Raw genomic sequence first — 13900 nt, forward strand, 5'->3', positions numbered from 1 at the left:
GCGCGCCAAGGTCAAGGCGGCCTACGCCGACCAGGACGGCCAGACCTCGATGACCGCCAACAAGCTGACCAAGAAGGTCGAGGCGGACATCGTGCGCACCGCGATTCTCAAGGACGGCAGCCGCATCGACGGGCGCAAGCTCGACCAGGTCCGTCCGATCGAGGCGATCGTCGGCTTCCTCCCGCGCACCCATGGCTCGGCGCTGTTCACCCGCGGCGAAACCCAGGCGCTGGTGGTGACCACGCTCGGCACCGGCGAGGACGAGCAGTACATCGACGCGCTGTCGGGAACCTACAAGGAGACGTTCCTGCTGCACTACAATTTCCCGCCCTATTCGGTCGGCGAGACCGGCAGGCTCGGCGGCACCAAGCGGCGCGAGATCGGCCACGGCAAGCTCGCCTGGCGCGCGATCCACCCGGTGCTGCCGCTGCACCATGAGTTCCCCTACACCACGCGGGTGGTCTCCGAGGTCACCGAGTCGAACGGCTCGTCATCGATGGCGACCGTCTGCGGCTCGTCGCTGGCGCTGATGGATGCCGGCGTGCCGCTGAAGCGGCCGACCGCCGGCATCGCCATGGGCCTGATTCTCGAGGGCAGCCGCCACGCGGTGCTGTCGGACATCCTCGGTGACGAGGACCATCTCGGCGACATGGACTTCAAGGTCGCCGGCACCGAGGCCGGCATCACCTCGCTGCAGATGGACATCAAGATCGAGGGCATCACCGAGGAGATCATGCGCGTCGCGCTCGGCCAGGCGCGCGAGGGCCGCATCCACATCCTCGGCGAGATGGCGAAGGCGCTCACCGCCGCCCGCGCCGAGCTCGGCGAATACGCGCCCCGCATCGAGACCTTCAAGATCCCGACCGACAAGATCCGCGAGGTGATCGGCACCGGCGGCAAGGTGATCCGCGAGATCGTCGAGAAGACCGGCGCCAAGATCAACATCGAGGACGACGGCACCGTGAAGGTCGCCTCCAATGACGGCGAGGCCATGAAGGCCGCGATCAAGTGGATCAAGTCGATCGCCTCCGAGCCGGAGATCGGTCACATCTACGATGGCACCGTGGTCAAGGTGATGGAGTTCGGCGCCTTCGTGAACTTCTTCGGCTCCCGCGACGGCCTCGTCCACATCAGCCAGCTCGCGGGCAATCGCGTGCAGAAGACGTCCGACGTGGTCAAGGAAGGTGACAAGGTCAAGGTCAAGCTCTTGGGCTTCGACGATCGCGGCAAGACGCGGCTGTCGATGAAGGCCGTCGACCAGACCACCGGCGAGGATCTCGAGGCCAAGCAGAAGGCGGATGCGAAGGCGGACAAGGCCGAACCGCCGCCGCCGCGCGAGGCCGCCGGCGAGTGAGGCCGCGAGAGCTAGAGCTTTTCCGTTCCGATGGAATCGGAACGGAAGCTCCAGCTTCTTTGTTTTGACGCGTTTTCTTCACGCGAACCGGTATCCACTTCGCTCGAAAACGCTCTAGCGCGTCGATGCAGAGGGCGGCTCTCCAGCCGCCCTTTTTCGTTCATGGTTCCGAAATCGCGACGTCGTTCGTCGCCTGGCGATCAGTCCTTCTTGAGGATCACAGGCGGAGAATGATCCGTCAGCTTGTCCGCCGGATTTTCCGGCACGTCTGCTGCAATCGCCGGCCTGGGCGGAGCCGGGATCTTGGTCGGTTCGTCCATCACGAGCTGGTTGAGGGCGCAGATGAAGGAAGAAAGACGATAGCCGCTGTGCTCCGCTATCACGTCGTCGTAGGCTCGCATGTTCCAGAACGGATCGTTGGCGCGCGTGATTGGCTGGATGCCGGCCATATCGAAGCCGTGGCTGATGCGAGCCGATAGCGATTTGGCATCCGATTTTTCGTCGGCCGCAGCGGGCGCCAGCTCTTCGCTGTTCCAGTTCGTTCCGTGCGGCGATTGCCGACGACGCGCCCGGCTGAGCCAGAAGTCGCTGATGGGACATTCGACCTTCGTGCTCGTCGCCAGGCTCGAATAGGACATCGACTGCGCAGCATTCGCGCTTCCCCGAATCTCATGCGTCGTGCCAAACGGCTTCGATGGAAGCAGATAGTCGTCGAGTGTGCCCGCGGCGTGCCGGGGCACGTCGAGATTGCCGATGGTCCTGGTTTCTTCCATGTCGGAATTCTGGAACGGGGCGTCACGCAGAAGCGCAGCGATCCTGGTCAGCAACCACGGCCACCACGACTCGATTTTCCGCTCGTCGGCGCAGGACAGCCGCGGCACTTTCTGATCAGCGAGATAGCGGCCGTAGCGATCGAGGCGATCCGCCATCGGTCGAAAATCGAACTTGAAGAATGGAAACAGATCGTGCGTGGCGCTGTCGTAGATCACGCCGCCATTCTTGGACTTCCGATCGACGTCGTCGATCGCAGTGTGCAAGCGCGTCTCCTTGCGGCGCAGTGCGGCCGCGCCGCGGGTGACAGGCGGATCGTCTCTGAATTCCTTGTCGAAGTTGAACGCGACGGCACAGTCCTCCTTGCGGATGCCGCCCGGCGGCCAGGCGAAGGCCGACGTCACGGCCAGCATCACGGGACGCTGGTAGTCCGGAAAGAAATCGTGGCCGTAGTCCTCGTCGGACTTCGCGTCCCCCTCCCTGAACACCATGTGCTGCCAGACGGCACGCTGGATCGACGTCCATTTGCGGGCCTCGGAAGCCGGATTGATCAGCACCACGAGATTCCCCAGTGGCGAGTCGAAGTAGTTCTGCTGGCTCACTCGTGGCGCAATCGCGCCGCCATTTTCGGCCATTCGGCGCGCATCGGCGTTCCGCTGCGCCTGCCATTCGACGCGTTTGACGGCGTCGTGCTCGAGCGCGGTCGTCAGCAGGTTTCCGCCGAGACTGTGGCCGATCACCAGCAGACGGTTGGGATTCTGGAGCCTGTCGTAATAAGGGATGACGTGGCCTTCCCTGACGACATCGAACGTATTCTCGATGGAACGTATCGCGGTCAGGACATGTGGCGCGATCGCTTCGCTGACCGGCTTGCGATCGAACAGCGTCAACGCAGCAACCAGCGATGCTGCGGCGTTGCCCCAGCCCCCGAGGACGTCCCGCCAGCATTTCTGACCGGCCCGCTGACCGGCGGCGACCGCGTCAAGCCTGCCGGCTCCGCATTGCGACCAGTCGCCATCCAGCCATCTTCCGAACGCGAGGAGCGGATCGACGATTCGGCGCTCGTCGATTCGCGCGCCGCGCCATCCGATGAAGACGGCCGTCACCACGCGATCGCATTGCTCCGGCTCACCGCCGCGGCATCGCTCCTTGAGGAAGCGCGCCGCATGAGCCGCATATCTGCGCAGCGCGGCGACATTGTCGTCGCCGATGCGGGCATCGTGCCGCCAACCGTGAATGAACACCAGGACGTAGTTCCGGCCCGACGTTCTCCGCAGCAGGCTGGTCAACGCCCGAAGCTGCGTGATCGGCTCGCGCTTGTCGCTCGCGACGAAACGGAGACGGCTCGAAAGCTCGTCCAGGGAATAGGACTGCCCGGGACTCTTGAACAGCTCGTAGGGGGAGCCGTCCTCCCTGAATTCGACGAACGCCAGATTGTAGAACAGCGGCTCGCCTCCCGACGCGGCGGGAATCGTGTGCCGCTGGATCGAGCACGAGAATTTCGTTCGCCATTCTCCGGAAGCAAACTTCTCGATCGCAGCGATCTCGTCATTGTCGACGGGCGTATCGGTCCCGGTGACCGGGTCCGCGAGAACATCCCAGGCCCGATCCGGAGAGAAATCGCAGGCTTCCGAGGCGGGATCGACGTTTCGATAAGCCACGTCGCGAGCGGTCGTCGGGACGATCAGGATCAGAACCGCCAGGATGGCAACGCAAAGCGCGATCAGCCAGACGAACGGCCTCAGAAGGTATTCGGCGACGCGAACGACAGAACAAAGGACGACGGCGACGACCACACAGGCCCTTCTCCACCACATGGTCGATCCCGCGAAAAACGCTACTGCAAACGGCTCGGAAGTCCATGATTGCATCGTCCGGCGACGCCAGCAATGCCTCAGGCGTGCGCCGCTGTCCGCATCGACGAAAAAGGGCGGCCACCGAGCCGCCCTTCCCGATCCCTGTCCGATCCGTCGCCTGCTCAGGCGATGTCGAAGCGGTCCGCGTTCATCACCTTGGTCCAGGCCGCCACGAAGTCCTTGGCGAATTTCTCCTTCGAGTCCGCGCAAGCATAGACTTCCGCGAAGGCGCGGAGTTGGGAATGCGAGCCGAAGATCAGGTCGACGCGCGTGCCGGTCCACTTGACCGCATTGGTCTTGCGGTCACGGCCCTCATAGGCGCCGTCGGTACCGGCGGGATGCCATTGCGTGCTCATGTCGAGAAGGTTGACGAAGAAGTCGTTCGTCAACTTGCCGGGCTCCTTGGTCAACACGCCGTGCTTCGATCCGCCGGCATTGGCGCCGAGGACGCGCAGCCCGCCGATGAGCACCGTCATCTCGGGGCCCGTCAACCGCAAGAGCTGCGCCCGGTCCACCAACGCCTCCTCAGGCTGCATGAACTGGTGCTTCTTGCTGCTGACGTAGTTGCGGAAGCCATCGGCCCGCGGCTCGAGCGGAGCGAAGGATTCGACGTCGGTCTGGTCCTGCGACGCGTCCATGCGGCCCGGCGTGAACGGAACCTTCACGTCGATCCCGGCGTCCTTGGCAGCCTTTTCGACCGCGGCGCAGCCGCCGAGCACGATCAGGTCGGCCAGCGAGACCTTCTTGCCGGATTCCTTCTGGATCGCCTCGAGCTTCGCCAGCACCGTCTTGAGCTCGGCCGGCTGGTTGACCTCCCAATCCTTCTGCGGCGCAAGACGGACGCGCGCACCATTGGCGCCGCCGCGCTTGTCGGAACCGCGGAACGTCGAGGCCGACGCCCAGGCGGCCGAGACGAGCTGCGATACCGACAGGCCGGAGGCGAGAATCTTCGCCTTCAGCGCGGCAATGTCCGGCTCACCGATCGGCGGATGATCCGCGGCCGGGATCGGGTCCTGCCAGATCAGCGTCTCCTTCGGCACCAGCGGGCCGAGATAGCGCGCAACCGGGCCCATGTCGCGGTGCGTGAGCTTGAACCATGCGCGCGCGAACGCATCGGCGAACTGCTCCGGATGCTCGTAGAAGCGCCGCGAGATCTTCCCATAGGCGGGGTCGAGGCGCAGCGACAGGTCGGTGGTGAGCATGGTCGGCACATGCTTCTTCGACGTGTCGAATGCGTCCGGGATCGAGGCCCCGGCACCCTTGGCCTGCCACTGCTTGGCGCCGGCCGGGCTCTTGGTCAGCTCCCATTCGTTCTCGAACAGGTTCTTGAAGAACAGATTGCTCCACTTGGTCGGCGTCTGGGTCCAGGTCACCTCCGGGCCGCCGGTGATGGCGTCGGCGCCGACGCCGCTGCCATGCTTGCTCTTCCAGCCGAGGCCCTGGTCCTCGATGGCACCGCTTTCGGGGTCCGCGCCCACCAGTGACGGATCGCCGGCGCCGTGGGTCTTGCCGAAGGAGTGGCCTCCAGCGATCAGCGCGACGGTCTCCTCGTCGTTCATCGCCATGCGGAAGAACGTCTCGCGGATGTCCTTGGCCGCGGCGACCGGATCAGGATTGCCGTTCGGCCCTTCCGGATTGACATAGATCAGGCCCATCTGCACGGCGCCGAGCGGCTCGGCAAGCTGGCGCTCGCCGCTATAGCGCTCGTCGCCGAGCCAGGTGCCCTCGGGCCCCCAGAACAGCTCCTCGGGCTCCCAGACGTCGGCGCGGCCGCCGGCGAAGCCGAAGGTCTTGAAGCCCATCGATTCGAGCGCGACGTTGCCCGCGAGGATCATCAGGTCGGCCCAGGAAATCTTGCGGCCGTATTTCTGCTTGATCGGCCACAACAACCGGCGCGCCTTGTCGAGGTTGGCGTTGTCGGGCCAGCTATTGAGCGGCGCGAAGCGCTGCTGACCGGCACCGGCGCCGCCGCGGCCGTCCGTGATGCGGTAGGTGCCCGCGCTGTGCCACGCCATGCGGATCATCAGGCCGCCATAGTGACCGAAATCGGCCGGCCACCATTCCTGCGAATCCGTCATCAACGCAGTCAGGTCCTTGACCACCGCGTTGAGGTCGAGGGTCTTGAACTCCTTGGCGTAGTCGAACGCCTCGCCCATCGGATCGGACAAGTCGGAATTGCGGTGGAGAATCGAAACGTCGAGCGCATCCGGCCACCAGTCGCGGTTGGCTTGTCCGCGCGCGCCAAATGGGCATTTGGTCCTGTCATCCATGATTGTCTCCTCTGGCGGTGGGGGTTCCGCCTTGAACCAGGCGGGCGCAATCTACGCAATGGATGCGATCAGGTGAAGTTGACTTTCTTGATCGCTGCGATAAGTTTTTTTGATGCTGAATCTGACGATGCGGCAGCTTCGGTACTTCGATGCATTGGCGCGGCACGGGCACTTCGGACGCGCCGCCGAAGCCTGCGCGATCTCGCAGCCGGCACTCTCGATGCAGATCAAGGAGCTGGAGGACGCCCTCGGCGGGGTGCTGCTGGAGCGCAGCGCACGACAGGTGGCGCTGACGACCTTCGGCGAGGAGCTGGCGCAGCGCGTCCGGGACATCCTGCGCGCCGTCGACGAGCTCGGCGATTTCGCGCGCGCCTCGCGGGACCGGCTCGCAGGCCGGCTCCGCATCGGCATGATCCCGACGATTGCGCCCTATCTGCTGCCGAAGGTGATCGAGAACCTCGCCCGACTGCATCCGGAGCTCGACATCCATGTGCGCGAGACGCTGACGCCGAAGCTGATCAAGGAGGTGGCCGAAGGCCGGCTCGATACGGCCATCGTCGCATTGCCGGTGTCCGAGCCGTTGCTGACCGAGGTCGCGTTGTTCACCGAGACCTTCCTGCTGGTGCGGCCGGGTGCGGACGAAGGCACGCCGGTGCCGAGCCGGGAGAGGCTGCGCGAGATGAAGCTCCTGCTGCTCGAAGAGGGACACTGCTTTCGCGACCAGGCGCTGTCGTTCTGCAACATGCAATCGTCACCGCCGCGCGAGGTGCTGGACGCGAGCTCGCTGTCGACCCTGGTGCAGATGGTCGGCGCCGGCATCGGCGTGACATTGATCCCGGAGATGGCCGTCAGCGTCGAAACGCGCTCCGCATCGGTCTCGGTGGCACGCTTCAGGAACCCGCAGCCGTCGCGGACCATCGGCATGGTCTGGCGCAAGACCAGCCCGTTGGCCGGACAGCTTCAGCAGATTTCGGACGTGGTGTGCCTGTCGGCCGGCAAGACGCGCGGCAGGCGCGCGTCGGCGGCACGCAGCGCGCGCTGAGGTCGCCCGTATCTGGATGGAGAATTCCAGTGCTCTTCCAGAGAATCTCGTGCCGCGAGATTTGCGCCTCTTGTCGCTATTTTCCTGTTGTCCAGACTTGATTCCGCGGAGCCGATGCGTCACGTCACTGTCCGTAATTGCCAGCTCACAGGAGTCATCCGCCATGATGCAGCTTTACTGGTCGCCGCGCTCACGCTCCTTCACGACGCTCTGGCTGATGGAGGAAACCGGTCAGCCCTACGAGCGGGTGCTGACGGACATCTCGACCGGCGCACAGCGGAAGCCGGAATATCTCGCGGTCAACCCGATGGGCAAGGTGCCGGCGCTCAAAGACGGCGAGGCGACGATGGCGGAGGCCGCCGCGATCTGCGCCTATGTCGCCGAGCGCTGTCCGGAGGCGAAGCTCGCGCCGCCGGTCGGCGATCCCCTGCGGGCCAAATATCTCTACTGGCTGTTCTTCGGGCCTTCCTGCGTCGAGCCGGCGATCGTGCAGCTCGCCACCAAGCTCGAGATGAATCCGGTCTCGGCCGGCTGGGGTGACGCCCAGCGCGTGTTCGACGTGCTCGACGGCGCGCTCGAAAAGGGCCCGTGGCTGCTCGGCGAGAACTTCTCCGCCGCCGACGTCGCGATCGGATCCGGCCTGAACTACATGGTTCGGATGTTCAAGATGGTGCCGTCGCGCCCGTCGTTCGACGCCTATATCGACCGCTGCGTCGCACGGCCAGCCTTCAGGCGCGCCGAGAAGATCGCCGCCGGCGGCTGAGCGTCGTTCATTCCGGCGAGGACAGGTGCTCCGGCCGCGGCTGCAGGATGACGTTATAACCGGAATCGACGTAGTGGATCTCGCCGGTGACGCCGCCGGAAAGATCGGACAACAGATACAGCGCCGAGCCGCCGAGCTCGTCGAGCGTGACGCCGCGGCCGAGCGGCGAATTCTTCTGCTGGAACGCGAACATCGCACGCGCGTCGCCGATCACGGAGCCGGCGAGCGTGCGCACCGGTCCCGCCGAGATCGCATTGACGCGCACGCCGCGCGGTCCGAAATCGGCGGCGAGATAGCGTACCGAGGCTTCCAGCGCCGCCTTGGCGACGCCCATCACGTTGTAGTTCGGCATCGCGCGCATCGAGGCGCCGTAGGTCAGCGTGATCATGGAGCCGCCGTCCTCCGGCATCAGCTCGACCGCGCGCTTCGCAATCTCCGTGAAGGAGAAGCAGGAGATCTGCATGGTGCGCGCGAAATTCTCGCGCGTGGTGTCGACGTAGCGGCCGCGCAGCTCGTTCTTGTCGGTGAAGCCGATCGCATGCACCAGGAAGTCGAGCGCGCCCCATTTGGTCCGCAGCGCGGCGAATACCTCGTCGACGCTCGCGATGTCCTCGACGTCGCACGCCAGCATGGTGTCGAAGCCGAGCGGGGCGACCAGCGGCCGGATGCGCTTGCCTTGCGCCTCGCCCTGAAAGGTGAACGCCAGTTCGGCGCCCTGCGCGGCGAGCGCCCTGGTGATGCCCCAGGCGATCGAATGATCATTGGCGATGCCCATGATCAGCCCGCGCTTGCCTCTCATCAGGTCCTGCATGCCGCTGTGCTCCACCCATTCCCGAGGTCATCACCTGCGAGGGCAGGCGACCCCGCTACTTCCGAGGCGCTGCTCGACCGATTGAAAAACCGCGCGGCATCGACGTACCCCTCGCAAGCGCGAGGAACGACGGCACGATATCTCACGCATCCAGCCGCTTGAAGACCAGCGTCGCGTTGGTACCGCCGAAGCCGAAGGAATTCGACAGCACCGTGCCGAGCTTGGCATCGTCGATGCGCTGGCGCACGATCGGCATGTCGGCGAACACCGGATCGAGCTCCTGGATGTGGGCGCTCTCGCAGATGAAGCCGTTGTTCATCATCAACAGCGCGTAGATCGCCTCCTGCACCCCGGTGGCGCCGAGCGAATGCCCCGTGAGCGCCTTGGTGGCGGAGATCGGCGGGCACTTCTCGCCGGCGCCGAACACCTTGCGGATCGCCTCGATCTCCGGCGGATCGCCGGCCGGCGTCGAGGTGGCATGGGGATTGATGTAGTCGATCTTGGTGTTCACCGTCGACAGCGCCATCCTCATGCAGCGCTCGGCGCCCTCGCCCGACGGCGCGACCATGTCGTAGCCGTCCGAGGTCGCGCCGTAGCCGACGATCTCGGCATAGATGCGCGCACCGCGCGCCTTCGCGTGCTCGAGCTCCTCCAGCACCACGACGCCGGCGCCGCCGGCGATCACGAATCCGTCCCGGTTGACATCGTACGGGCGCGACGCCGTCGCCGGCGTGTCGTTGAATCTCGAGGACATGGCGCCCATGGCGTCGAACAGCACCGACAGCGTCCAGTCGAGTTCCTCGCAGCCGCCGGCAAAGATCACGTCCTGCTTGCCCATCTGGATGATCTCGGAGGCGTTGCCGATGCAATGATTCGAGGTGGCGCAGGCCGAGGAGATCGAATAGTTCACACCCTTGATCTCGAACCAGGTTGCGAGCGTGGCGGAGGCGGTCGACGACATCGCCTTCGGTACCGCGAAAGGCCCCACCCGTTTCGGCCCCTTGCTGCGGGTGATGTCGGCCGCCTCGACGATGGCGCGCGCCGACGGCCCGCCCGATCCCATGATGATGCCGGTGCGGATGTTGGAGACGTCCGACACCTCCAACCCGGAGTCCTGGATCGCCTGCTCCATCGCGATGTGATTCCAGGCCGCGCCCTGCCCAAGGAAACGCATGGCGCGGCGGTCGATCACCTCGCCCGGATCGAGGGTCGGTGCGCCCTGCACCTGCGAACGGAAACCAAGCTCGGCATATTTTTCGGCGCGTGAAATCCCGGACTTCGCGTCATGAAGGCTCGCCAGCACTTCCTGGGTGTTGTTTCCGATGGACGAGACGATGCCCATCCCCGTGATGACAACCCTCCGCATGTCCGCCTCGTCCTGCTGTCTTGATCCTGGTCTGCACAATATACCGGTCAGGCGGGGGCCGTGCCCTGCTTGAACAGGCCAACCTTCAGATCCTTGGCGCGATAAATAATGTCGCCGTCCATTGAAAGCCACCCATCGGCGATTCCCAGTACCAGCTTTGAGCGCATTACACGCTTGATGTCGATGTTGTACACAACCTTGCGGACATTCGGCAGCACTTGGCCGGCGAGCTTCAATTCGCCCAGTCCCAGCGCACGCCCGCGTCCCTCCCCGCCGATCCAGCCGAGATAGAAGCCGACCATCTGCCACAATGCATCGAGGCCGAGGCATCCGGGCATCACCGGATCGTTCTTGAAGTGGCAGCCGAAGAACCAGAGATCCGGCTTCACGTCGAGTTCGGCCCGGACCAGGCCCTTGCCGAACTCACCGCCGGCATCGGCGATTTCGCTGATGCGGTCGAACATCAGCATCGGCGGCAGCGGCAATTGCGCGTTGCCCGGACCGAACAGTTCCCCGCGGCCGCAGGCCAGCAAATCCTCATATTCATAACCGCCGCGCCGCTCCAGCATCGTGCCTCTTCCGCAATCCCCGATTGCGCTTTCTATAAGCTAAACAGACCCGTTGGCGGGGCGGGACAGGCGCCAAATCCTGCTTGGGTCGGGCGACTTCCGGAAGGCCAGCCAGGATACCCCGCGGCACTGGGTGATCACCCATGCCAAATCAGTCGTTCGGGCCGGCGCGCTCATAACATAGGGTCAGCAGTCGTCAAGGCGCCGCCAGCGCAGTAATTCGCCGCAGGGGTTCTTTATTCCCGGTTCCTTCTTAGGTTCATTCTAGTTGCGATAAACTTGCATCTGGCGGAGCTCCCCCCTATATTCCAACCGGATAATCGTGAGAATTGTGTGCGGTGCCGTACGTGCAGACCCCTGACAACCGTTCATCCCTGAACGATGAAAGCGCGGAGTCCGCCCCCTCTCGTGTGGGGCGGCACCCGGCATTGACCGGCTGTCCGTGGCATGACGTCAACGAGATGCTGCAGTCCGTCGGTTTGCGGCCGACGCGGCAACGGATGGCGCTCGGCTGGCTGTTGTTCGGCAAGGGCGCCCGCCACCTCACCGCGGAAATGCTCTACGAGGAGGCAACCCTCGCCAAGGTCCCGGTGTCGCTGGCGACGGTCTACAATACCCTCAACCAGCTCACCGATGCCGGCCTGCTGCGCCAGGTCTCGGTCGATGGCACCAAGACCTACTTCGATACCAACGTCAGCGCTCATCATCACTTCTATCTCGAGAACAGCCATGAGCTGGTCGATATCGCCGATTCGCATCTCGCGCTGACGCAGATGCCACAGGTGCCGGAAGGCTACGAAATCGCACGTATCGACATGGTCGTGCGGCTGCGCAAGAAGCGCTGAGCCTTTCCGAGCCGGTTGCCGTTCCGGCATAATTCATCACATCGCAATTTCGAAATTCCGGGTTCGCGATCCGACATGCTGTGAACGGCGCAGCGCGTCATTCCACCTTCTCATCGGCGTAGACGCCCCACAGCCGTTGCTGCTCGATCCAGCCGTCGAAGCCGTTGCCTGCGACGTGGCACCAATGTGCGTCGCACCGCTTGACCTGCGCGACCACGCCGACCTGCAACCGCGCAGTGATCGCGCTCGTGCCATCGGCGCTGGCATAGATCGGCGCCAGATCATCCTTGTGCTTCATGGTGACGACGGCGGTGCGGCGGCCGGACAGCAGCGAATGGTAGACCCAACCCTCGGCGCCTTCGGAGTCGCGCACGCGGCGCCAGTTCTCGAACTCGGCAGTGATCTCGACCGGAAGGCCCGAGCGTGTGTAGACCCAGGCCACGTCATTGTCCTTGGTGGGGCCGGCGCGAACGTTCACATGGTCGGACTTGAGGCTGACATAACGGGGGACCGGCAGGCCGGAGGTCGTCACGGGACTGTCCTTGGCGGCAGCGCCGGTACTCACGATGCCCAGCAAACCGCCGATCAGCACCGCTGCGACCGACCCAAAACGTCCCCACGCCATCACTTCATCTCCGCCGACGAGATCGACCAACCCGGATGATTCAAGCTGAAAGCCGTGCCTCGCCTGATCCCCTGAATTCCTGCCCCGATTGCGCCCTGCCGTTGCCGGTTCCGGGGGCTTTTTCGGGGTTCTTGTCTTGGCCCCGCCTTCTGCTAGGAAGGGTGGAACATCGTTAGAACCAAGACGCGCCCGAGGTCCTCGTCCGCATCCTGCAGGGATCATCGGGAACCCATGAAGGAAACGCCGGGACCGCGCGGCATCGGCAGTTTCGAACAACCCGGTTAACGAGGTCTGAACGGACCTCTCGAGACCAGCGCAAAGAGCCAACCCATGTCGATCAGGAAGAAGCCCCTCGTCGTGGTCACGCGCAAGCTGCCGGATTCGATCGAGACGCGGATGCGCGAATTGTTCGACGCGCAGCTCAATCTCGACGACGCGCCGATGTCGGCCGAGCAGCTCGCGCAGGCGACCCGCAGCGCGGAGATCCTGGTCCCCACCGTCACCGACCTCGTCACCGGCGAGCTTCTCAACGCACCCGACTGCAAGCTGAGGATGATCGCCAATTTCGGCAACGGCGTCGACAATATCGACGTCGCCGCCGCCCATGGGCGCGGCATCACCGTGACCAACACGCCGAAGGTGCTGACCGAGGATACCGCCGACATGACGATGGCGTTGATCCTGGCGGTGCCGCGGCGGCTGATCGAGGGCGCCTCGGTCCTCACCGAAGGTAAGAGCTGGCCCGGCTGGTCGCCGACCTGGATGCTCGGCCACCGCATCGGCGGCAAGCGCCTCGGCATCATCGGCATGGGCCGGATCGGCCAGGCGGTGGCGCGCCGCGCCCGCGCCTTCGGCCTGCAGATCCACTATCACAACCGCCGCCCGGTCGCGCCCGTGATCGCCGACGAGCTCGGCGCGACCTATTGGGAAAGCCTCGACCAGATGCTGGCGCGAATGGACATCATCTCGGTGAACTGTCCGCATACGCCGGCGACGTTCCACCTGCTCTCGGCGCGGCGACTGAAGCTGATCCGGAAAGACGCCTATATCGTCAACACCGCGCGCGGCGAGGTGATCGACGAGGAGACCATGACCAAGCTGATCGAGGCCGGCGAGATCGGCGGCGCCGGCCTCGACGTGTTCGAGCACGAGCCCGCGGTGAACCCGAAACTGGTGCGGCTCGCCAAGCAGGGCAAGGTGACGCTGCTGCCGCACATGGGCTCGGCCACCATCGAGGGCCGCGTCGAGATGGGCGAGAAGGTGATCATCAACATTCGCACCTTCCTCGACAACCACAAGCCGCCGGATCGCGTGCTGCTGAGCATGCTGTGATGGAAGTCGTCGCCCGGCGAAAGCCGGGACCCATAACCCCAGGCGACAGTTACGGCGCGCGGCTATCTCCACGTCATGCCCGGGCTTGTCCTGGGCATCCACGCCCTTCCGCGTGCGTGGCTCGACGTGGTGGCCGGGACAAGCCCGGCCATGACGGCCCGGGGTTGCCATCGATCGCCTCATTCCAGCCTGTGGTTATGGGCCCCGGCTTTCGCCGGGGCGACAGCGAGTGCGCGGAGGCGGCCGGGCCTACAACATGCTCGGCAGGACGCGATCCGGCGGCTTGTGGTTGTCGA

11 protein-coding genes are annotated in these 13900 nt (G+C 64.8%); 5 read left to right on the forward strand and 6 right to left on the reverse strand.

Annotated features, from left to right (window positions below; all coding sequences use genetic code 11):
- The coding region (gene pnp, locus JOY90_RS39725; RefSeq protein ID WP_291696536.1) for a polyribonucleotide nucleotidyltransferase at positions 1 to 1354 on the forward strand (1354 nt) is incomplete at its 5' end.
- A gap of 200 nt (positions 1355 to 1554) precedes the next feature.
- On the opposite strand, the gene JOY90_RS39730 is transcribed toward pnp, so the two are convergent.
- Together JOY90_RS39730 and katG are read right to left on the reverse strand one after the other, a co-directional pair.
- A complete protein-coding gene (locus tag JOY90_RS39730) occupies positions 1555 to 3942 on the reverse strand; it encodes a hypothetical protein (protein WP_291696537.1) in 2388 nt (795 codons plus the stop codon).
- Between the two features lie 161 nt (positions 3943 to 4103).
- Positions 4104 to 6251, reverse strand: a complete 2148-nt coding sequence (gene katG, locus JOY90_RS39735) for a catalase/peroxidase HPI (RefSeq protein WP_291696538.1) — start codon at positions 6249 to 6251, stop codon at positions 4104 to 4106.
- A 112-nt stretch (positions 6252 to 6363) separates the two neighbouring features.
- On the opposite strand from katG, the gene JOY90_RS39740 reads away from it, so the two are divergent.
- Positions 6364 to 7293, forward strand: a complete 930-nt coding sequence (locus tag JOY90_RS39740) for a LysR substrate-binding domain-containing protein (RefSeq protein ID WP_291696539.1) — start codon at positions 6364 to 6366, stop codon at positions 7291 to 7293.
- A gap of 163 nt (positions 7294 to 7456) precedes the next feature.
- Positions 7457 to 8056: a glutathione S-transferase family protein gene (locus JOY90_RS39745; RefSeq protein WP_291696540.1), complete on the forward strand. Its 600-nt coding sequence runs from the start codon at positions 7457 to 7459 to the stop codon at positions 8054 to 8056.
- A 7-nt stretch (positions 8057 to 8063) separates the two neighbouring features.
- Here the strand turns inward: JOY90_RS39745 and fabI are convergent, their stop codons facing one another.
- The 3 genes from fabI to fabA form a co-directional block, all read right to left on the reverse strand.
- Positions 8064 to 8867 (reverse strand): enoyl-ACP reductase FabI, encoded by an 804-nt coding sequence (fabI, locus tag JOY90_RS39750; RefSeq protein WP_291696541.1) that lies wholly within the window; start codon positions 8865 to 8867, stop codon positions 8064 to 8066.
- Positions 8868 to 9009: 142 nt separating this feature from the next.
- Positions 9010 to 10233, reverse strand: coding sequence for a beta-ketoacyl-ACP synthase I (gene fabB / locus JOY90_RS39755; protein ID WP_291696542.1), 1224 nt, complete (start codon positions 10231 to 10233; stop codon positions 9010 to 9012).
- 47 nt (positions 10234 to 10280) lie between these two features.
- Positions 10281 to 10802 carry a 3-hydroxyacyl-[acyl-carrier-protein] dehydratase FabA gene (fabA, locus tag JOY90_RS39760; RefSeq protein ID WP_291696543.1) on the reverse strand — a complete coding sequence of 174 codons (522 nt, stop codon included), beginning with the start codon at positions 10800 to 10802 and terminating at the stop codon, positions 10281 to 10283.
- 374 nt (positions 10803 to 11176) lie between these two features.
- Between fabA and irrA the strand changes: the two genes are divergently transcribed.
- Entirely contained in the window at positions 11177 to 11647 is a 471-nt protein-coding gene (gene irrA, locus JOY90_RS39765; protein ID WP_291696546.1) for an iron response transcriptional regulator IrrA, read from the forward strand.
- 97 nt (positions 11648 to 11744) lie between these two features.
- Here the strand turns inward: irrA and JOY90_RS39770 are convergent, their stop codons facing one another.
- A complete protein-coding gene (locus JOY90_RS39770) occupies positions 11745 to 12272 on the reverse strand; it encodes an SH3 domain-containing protein (protein WP_291696544.1) in 528 nt (175 codons plus the stop codon).
- Positions 12273 to 12602: 330 nt separating this feature from the next.
- On the opposite strand from JOY90_RS39770, the gene JOY90_RS39775 reads away from it, so the two are divergent.
- Positions 12603 to 13604 (forward strand): D-glycerate dehydrogenase, encoded by a 1002-nt coding sequence (locus tag JOY90_RS39775; protein ID WP_291696545.1) that lies wholly within the window; start codon positions 12603 to 12605, stop codon positions 13602 to 13604.
- Positions 13605 to 13900: the final 296 nt, after the last annotated feature.

The organism is Bradyrhizobium sp., assembly GCF_019242285.1.
Taxonomy (GTDB): Bacteria; Pseudomonadota; Alphaproteobacteria; order Rhizobiales; family Xanthobacteraceae; genus Bradyrhizobium.

What these genes read in the sequence shown, in the direction of transcription:
- JOY90_RS39740 (WP_291696539.1), top strand. Translation starts at nt 6,364, where the DNA reads ATGCTGAATCTGACGATGCGGCAGCTTCGGTACTTCGATGCATTGGCG.
- fabB (WP_291696542.1), bottom strand. Translation starts at nt 10,233, where the DNA reads ATGCGGAGGGTTGTCATCACGGGGATGGGCATCGTCTCGTCCATCGGA.
- JOY90_RS39730 (WP_291696537.1), bottom strand. Translation starts at nt 3,942, where the DNA reads ATGTGGTGGAGAAGGGCCTGTGTGGTCGTCGCCGTCGTCCTTTGTTCT.
- katG (WP_291696538.1), bottom strand. Translation starts at nt 6,251, where the DNA reads ATGGATGACAGGACCAAATGCCCATTTGGCGCGCGCGGACAAGCCAAC.
- fabA (WP_291696543.1), bottom strand. Translation starts at nt 10,802, where the DNA reads ATGCTGGAGCGGCGCGGCGGTTATGAATATGAGGATTTGCTGGCCTGC.
- JOY90_RS39770 (WP_291696544.1), bottom strand. Translation starts at nt 12,272, where the DNA reads ATGGCGTGGGGACGTTTTGGGTCGGTCGCAGCGGTGCTGATCGGCGGT.
- JOY90_RS39745 (WP_291696540.1), top strand. Translation starts at nt 7,457, where the DNA reads ATGATGCAGCTTTACTGGTCGCCGCGCTCACGCTCCTTCACGACGCTC.
- fabI (WP_291696541.1), bottom strand. Translation starts at nt 8,867, where the DNA reads ATGCAGGACCTGATGAGAGGCAAGCGCGGGCTGATCATGGGCATCGCC.
- JOY90_RS39775 (WP_291696545.1), top strand. Translation starts at nt 12,603, where the DNA reads ATGTCGATCAGGAAGAAGCCCCTCGTCGTGGTCACGCGCAAGCTGCCG.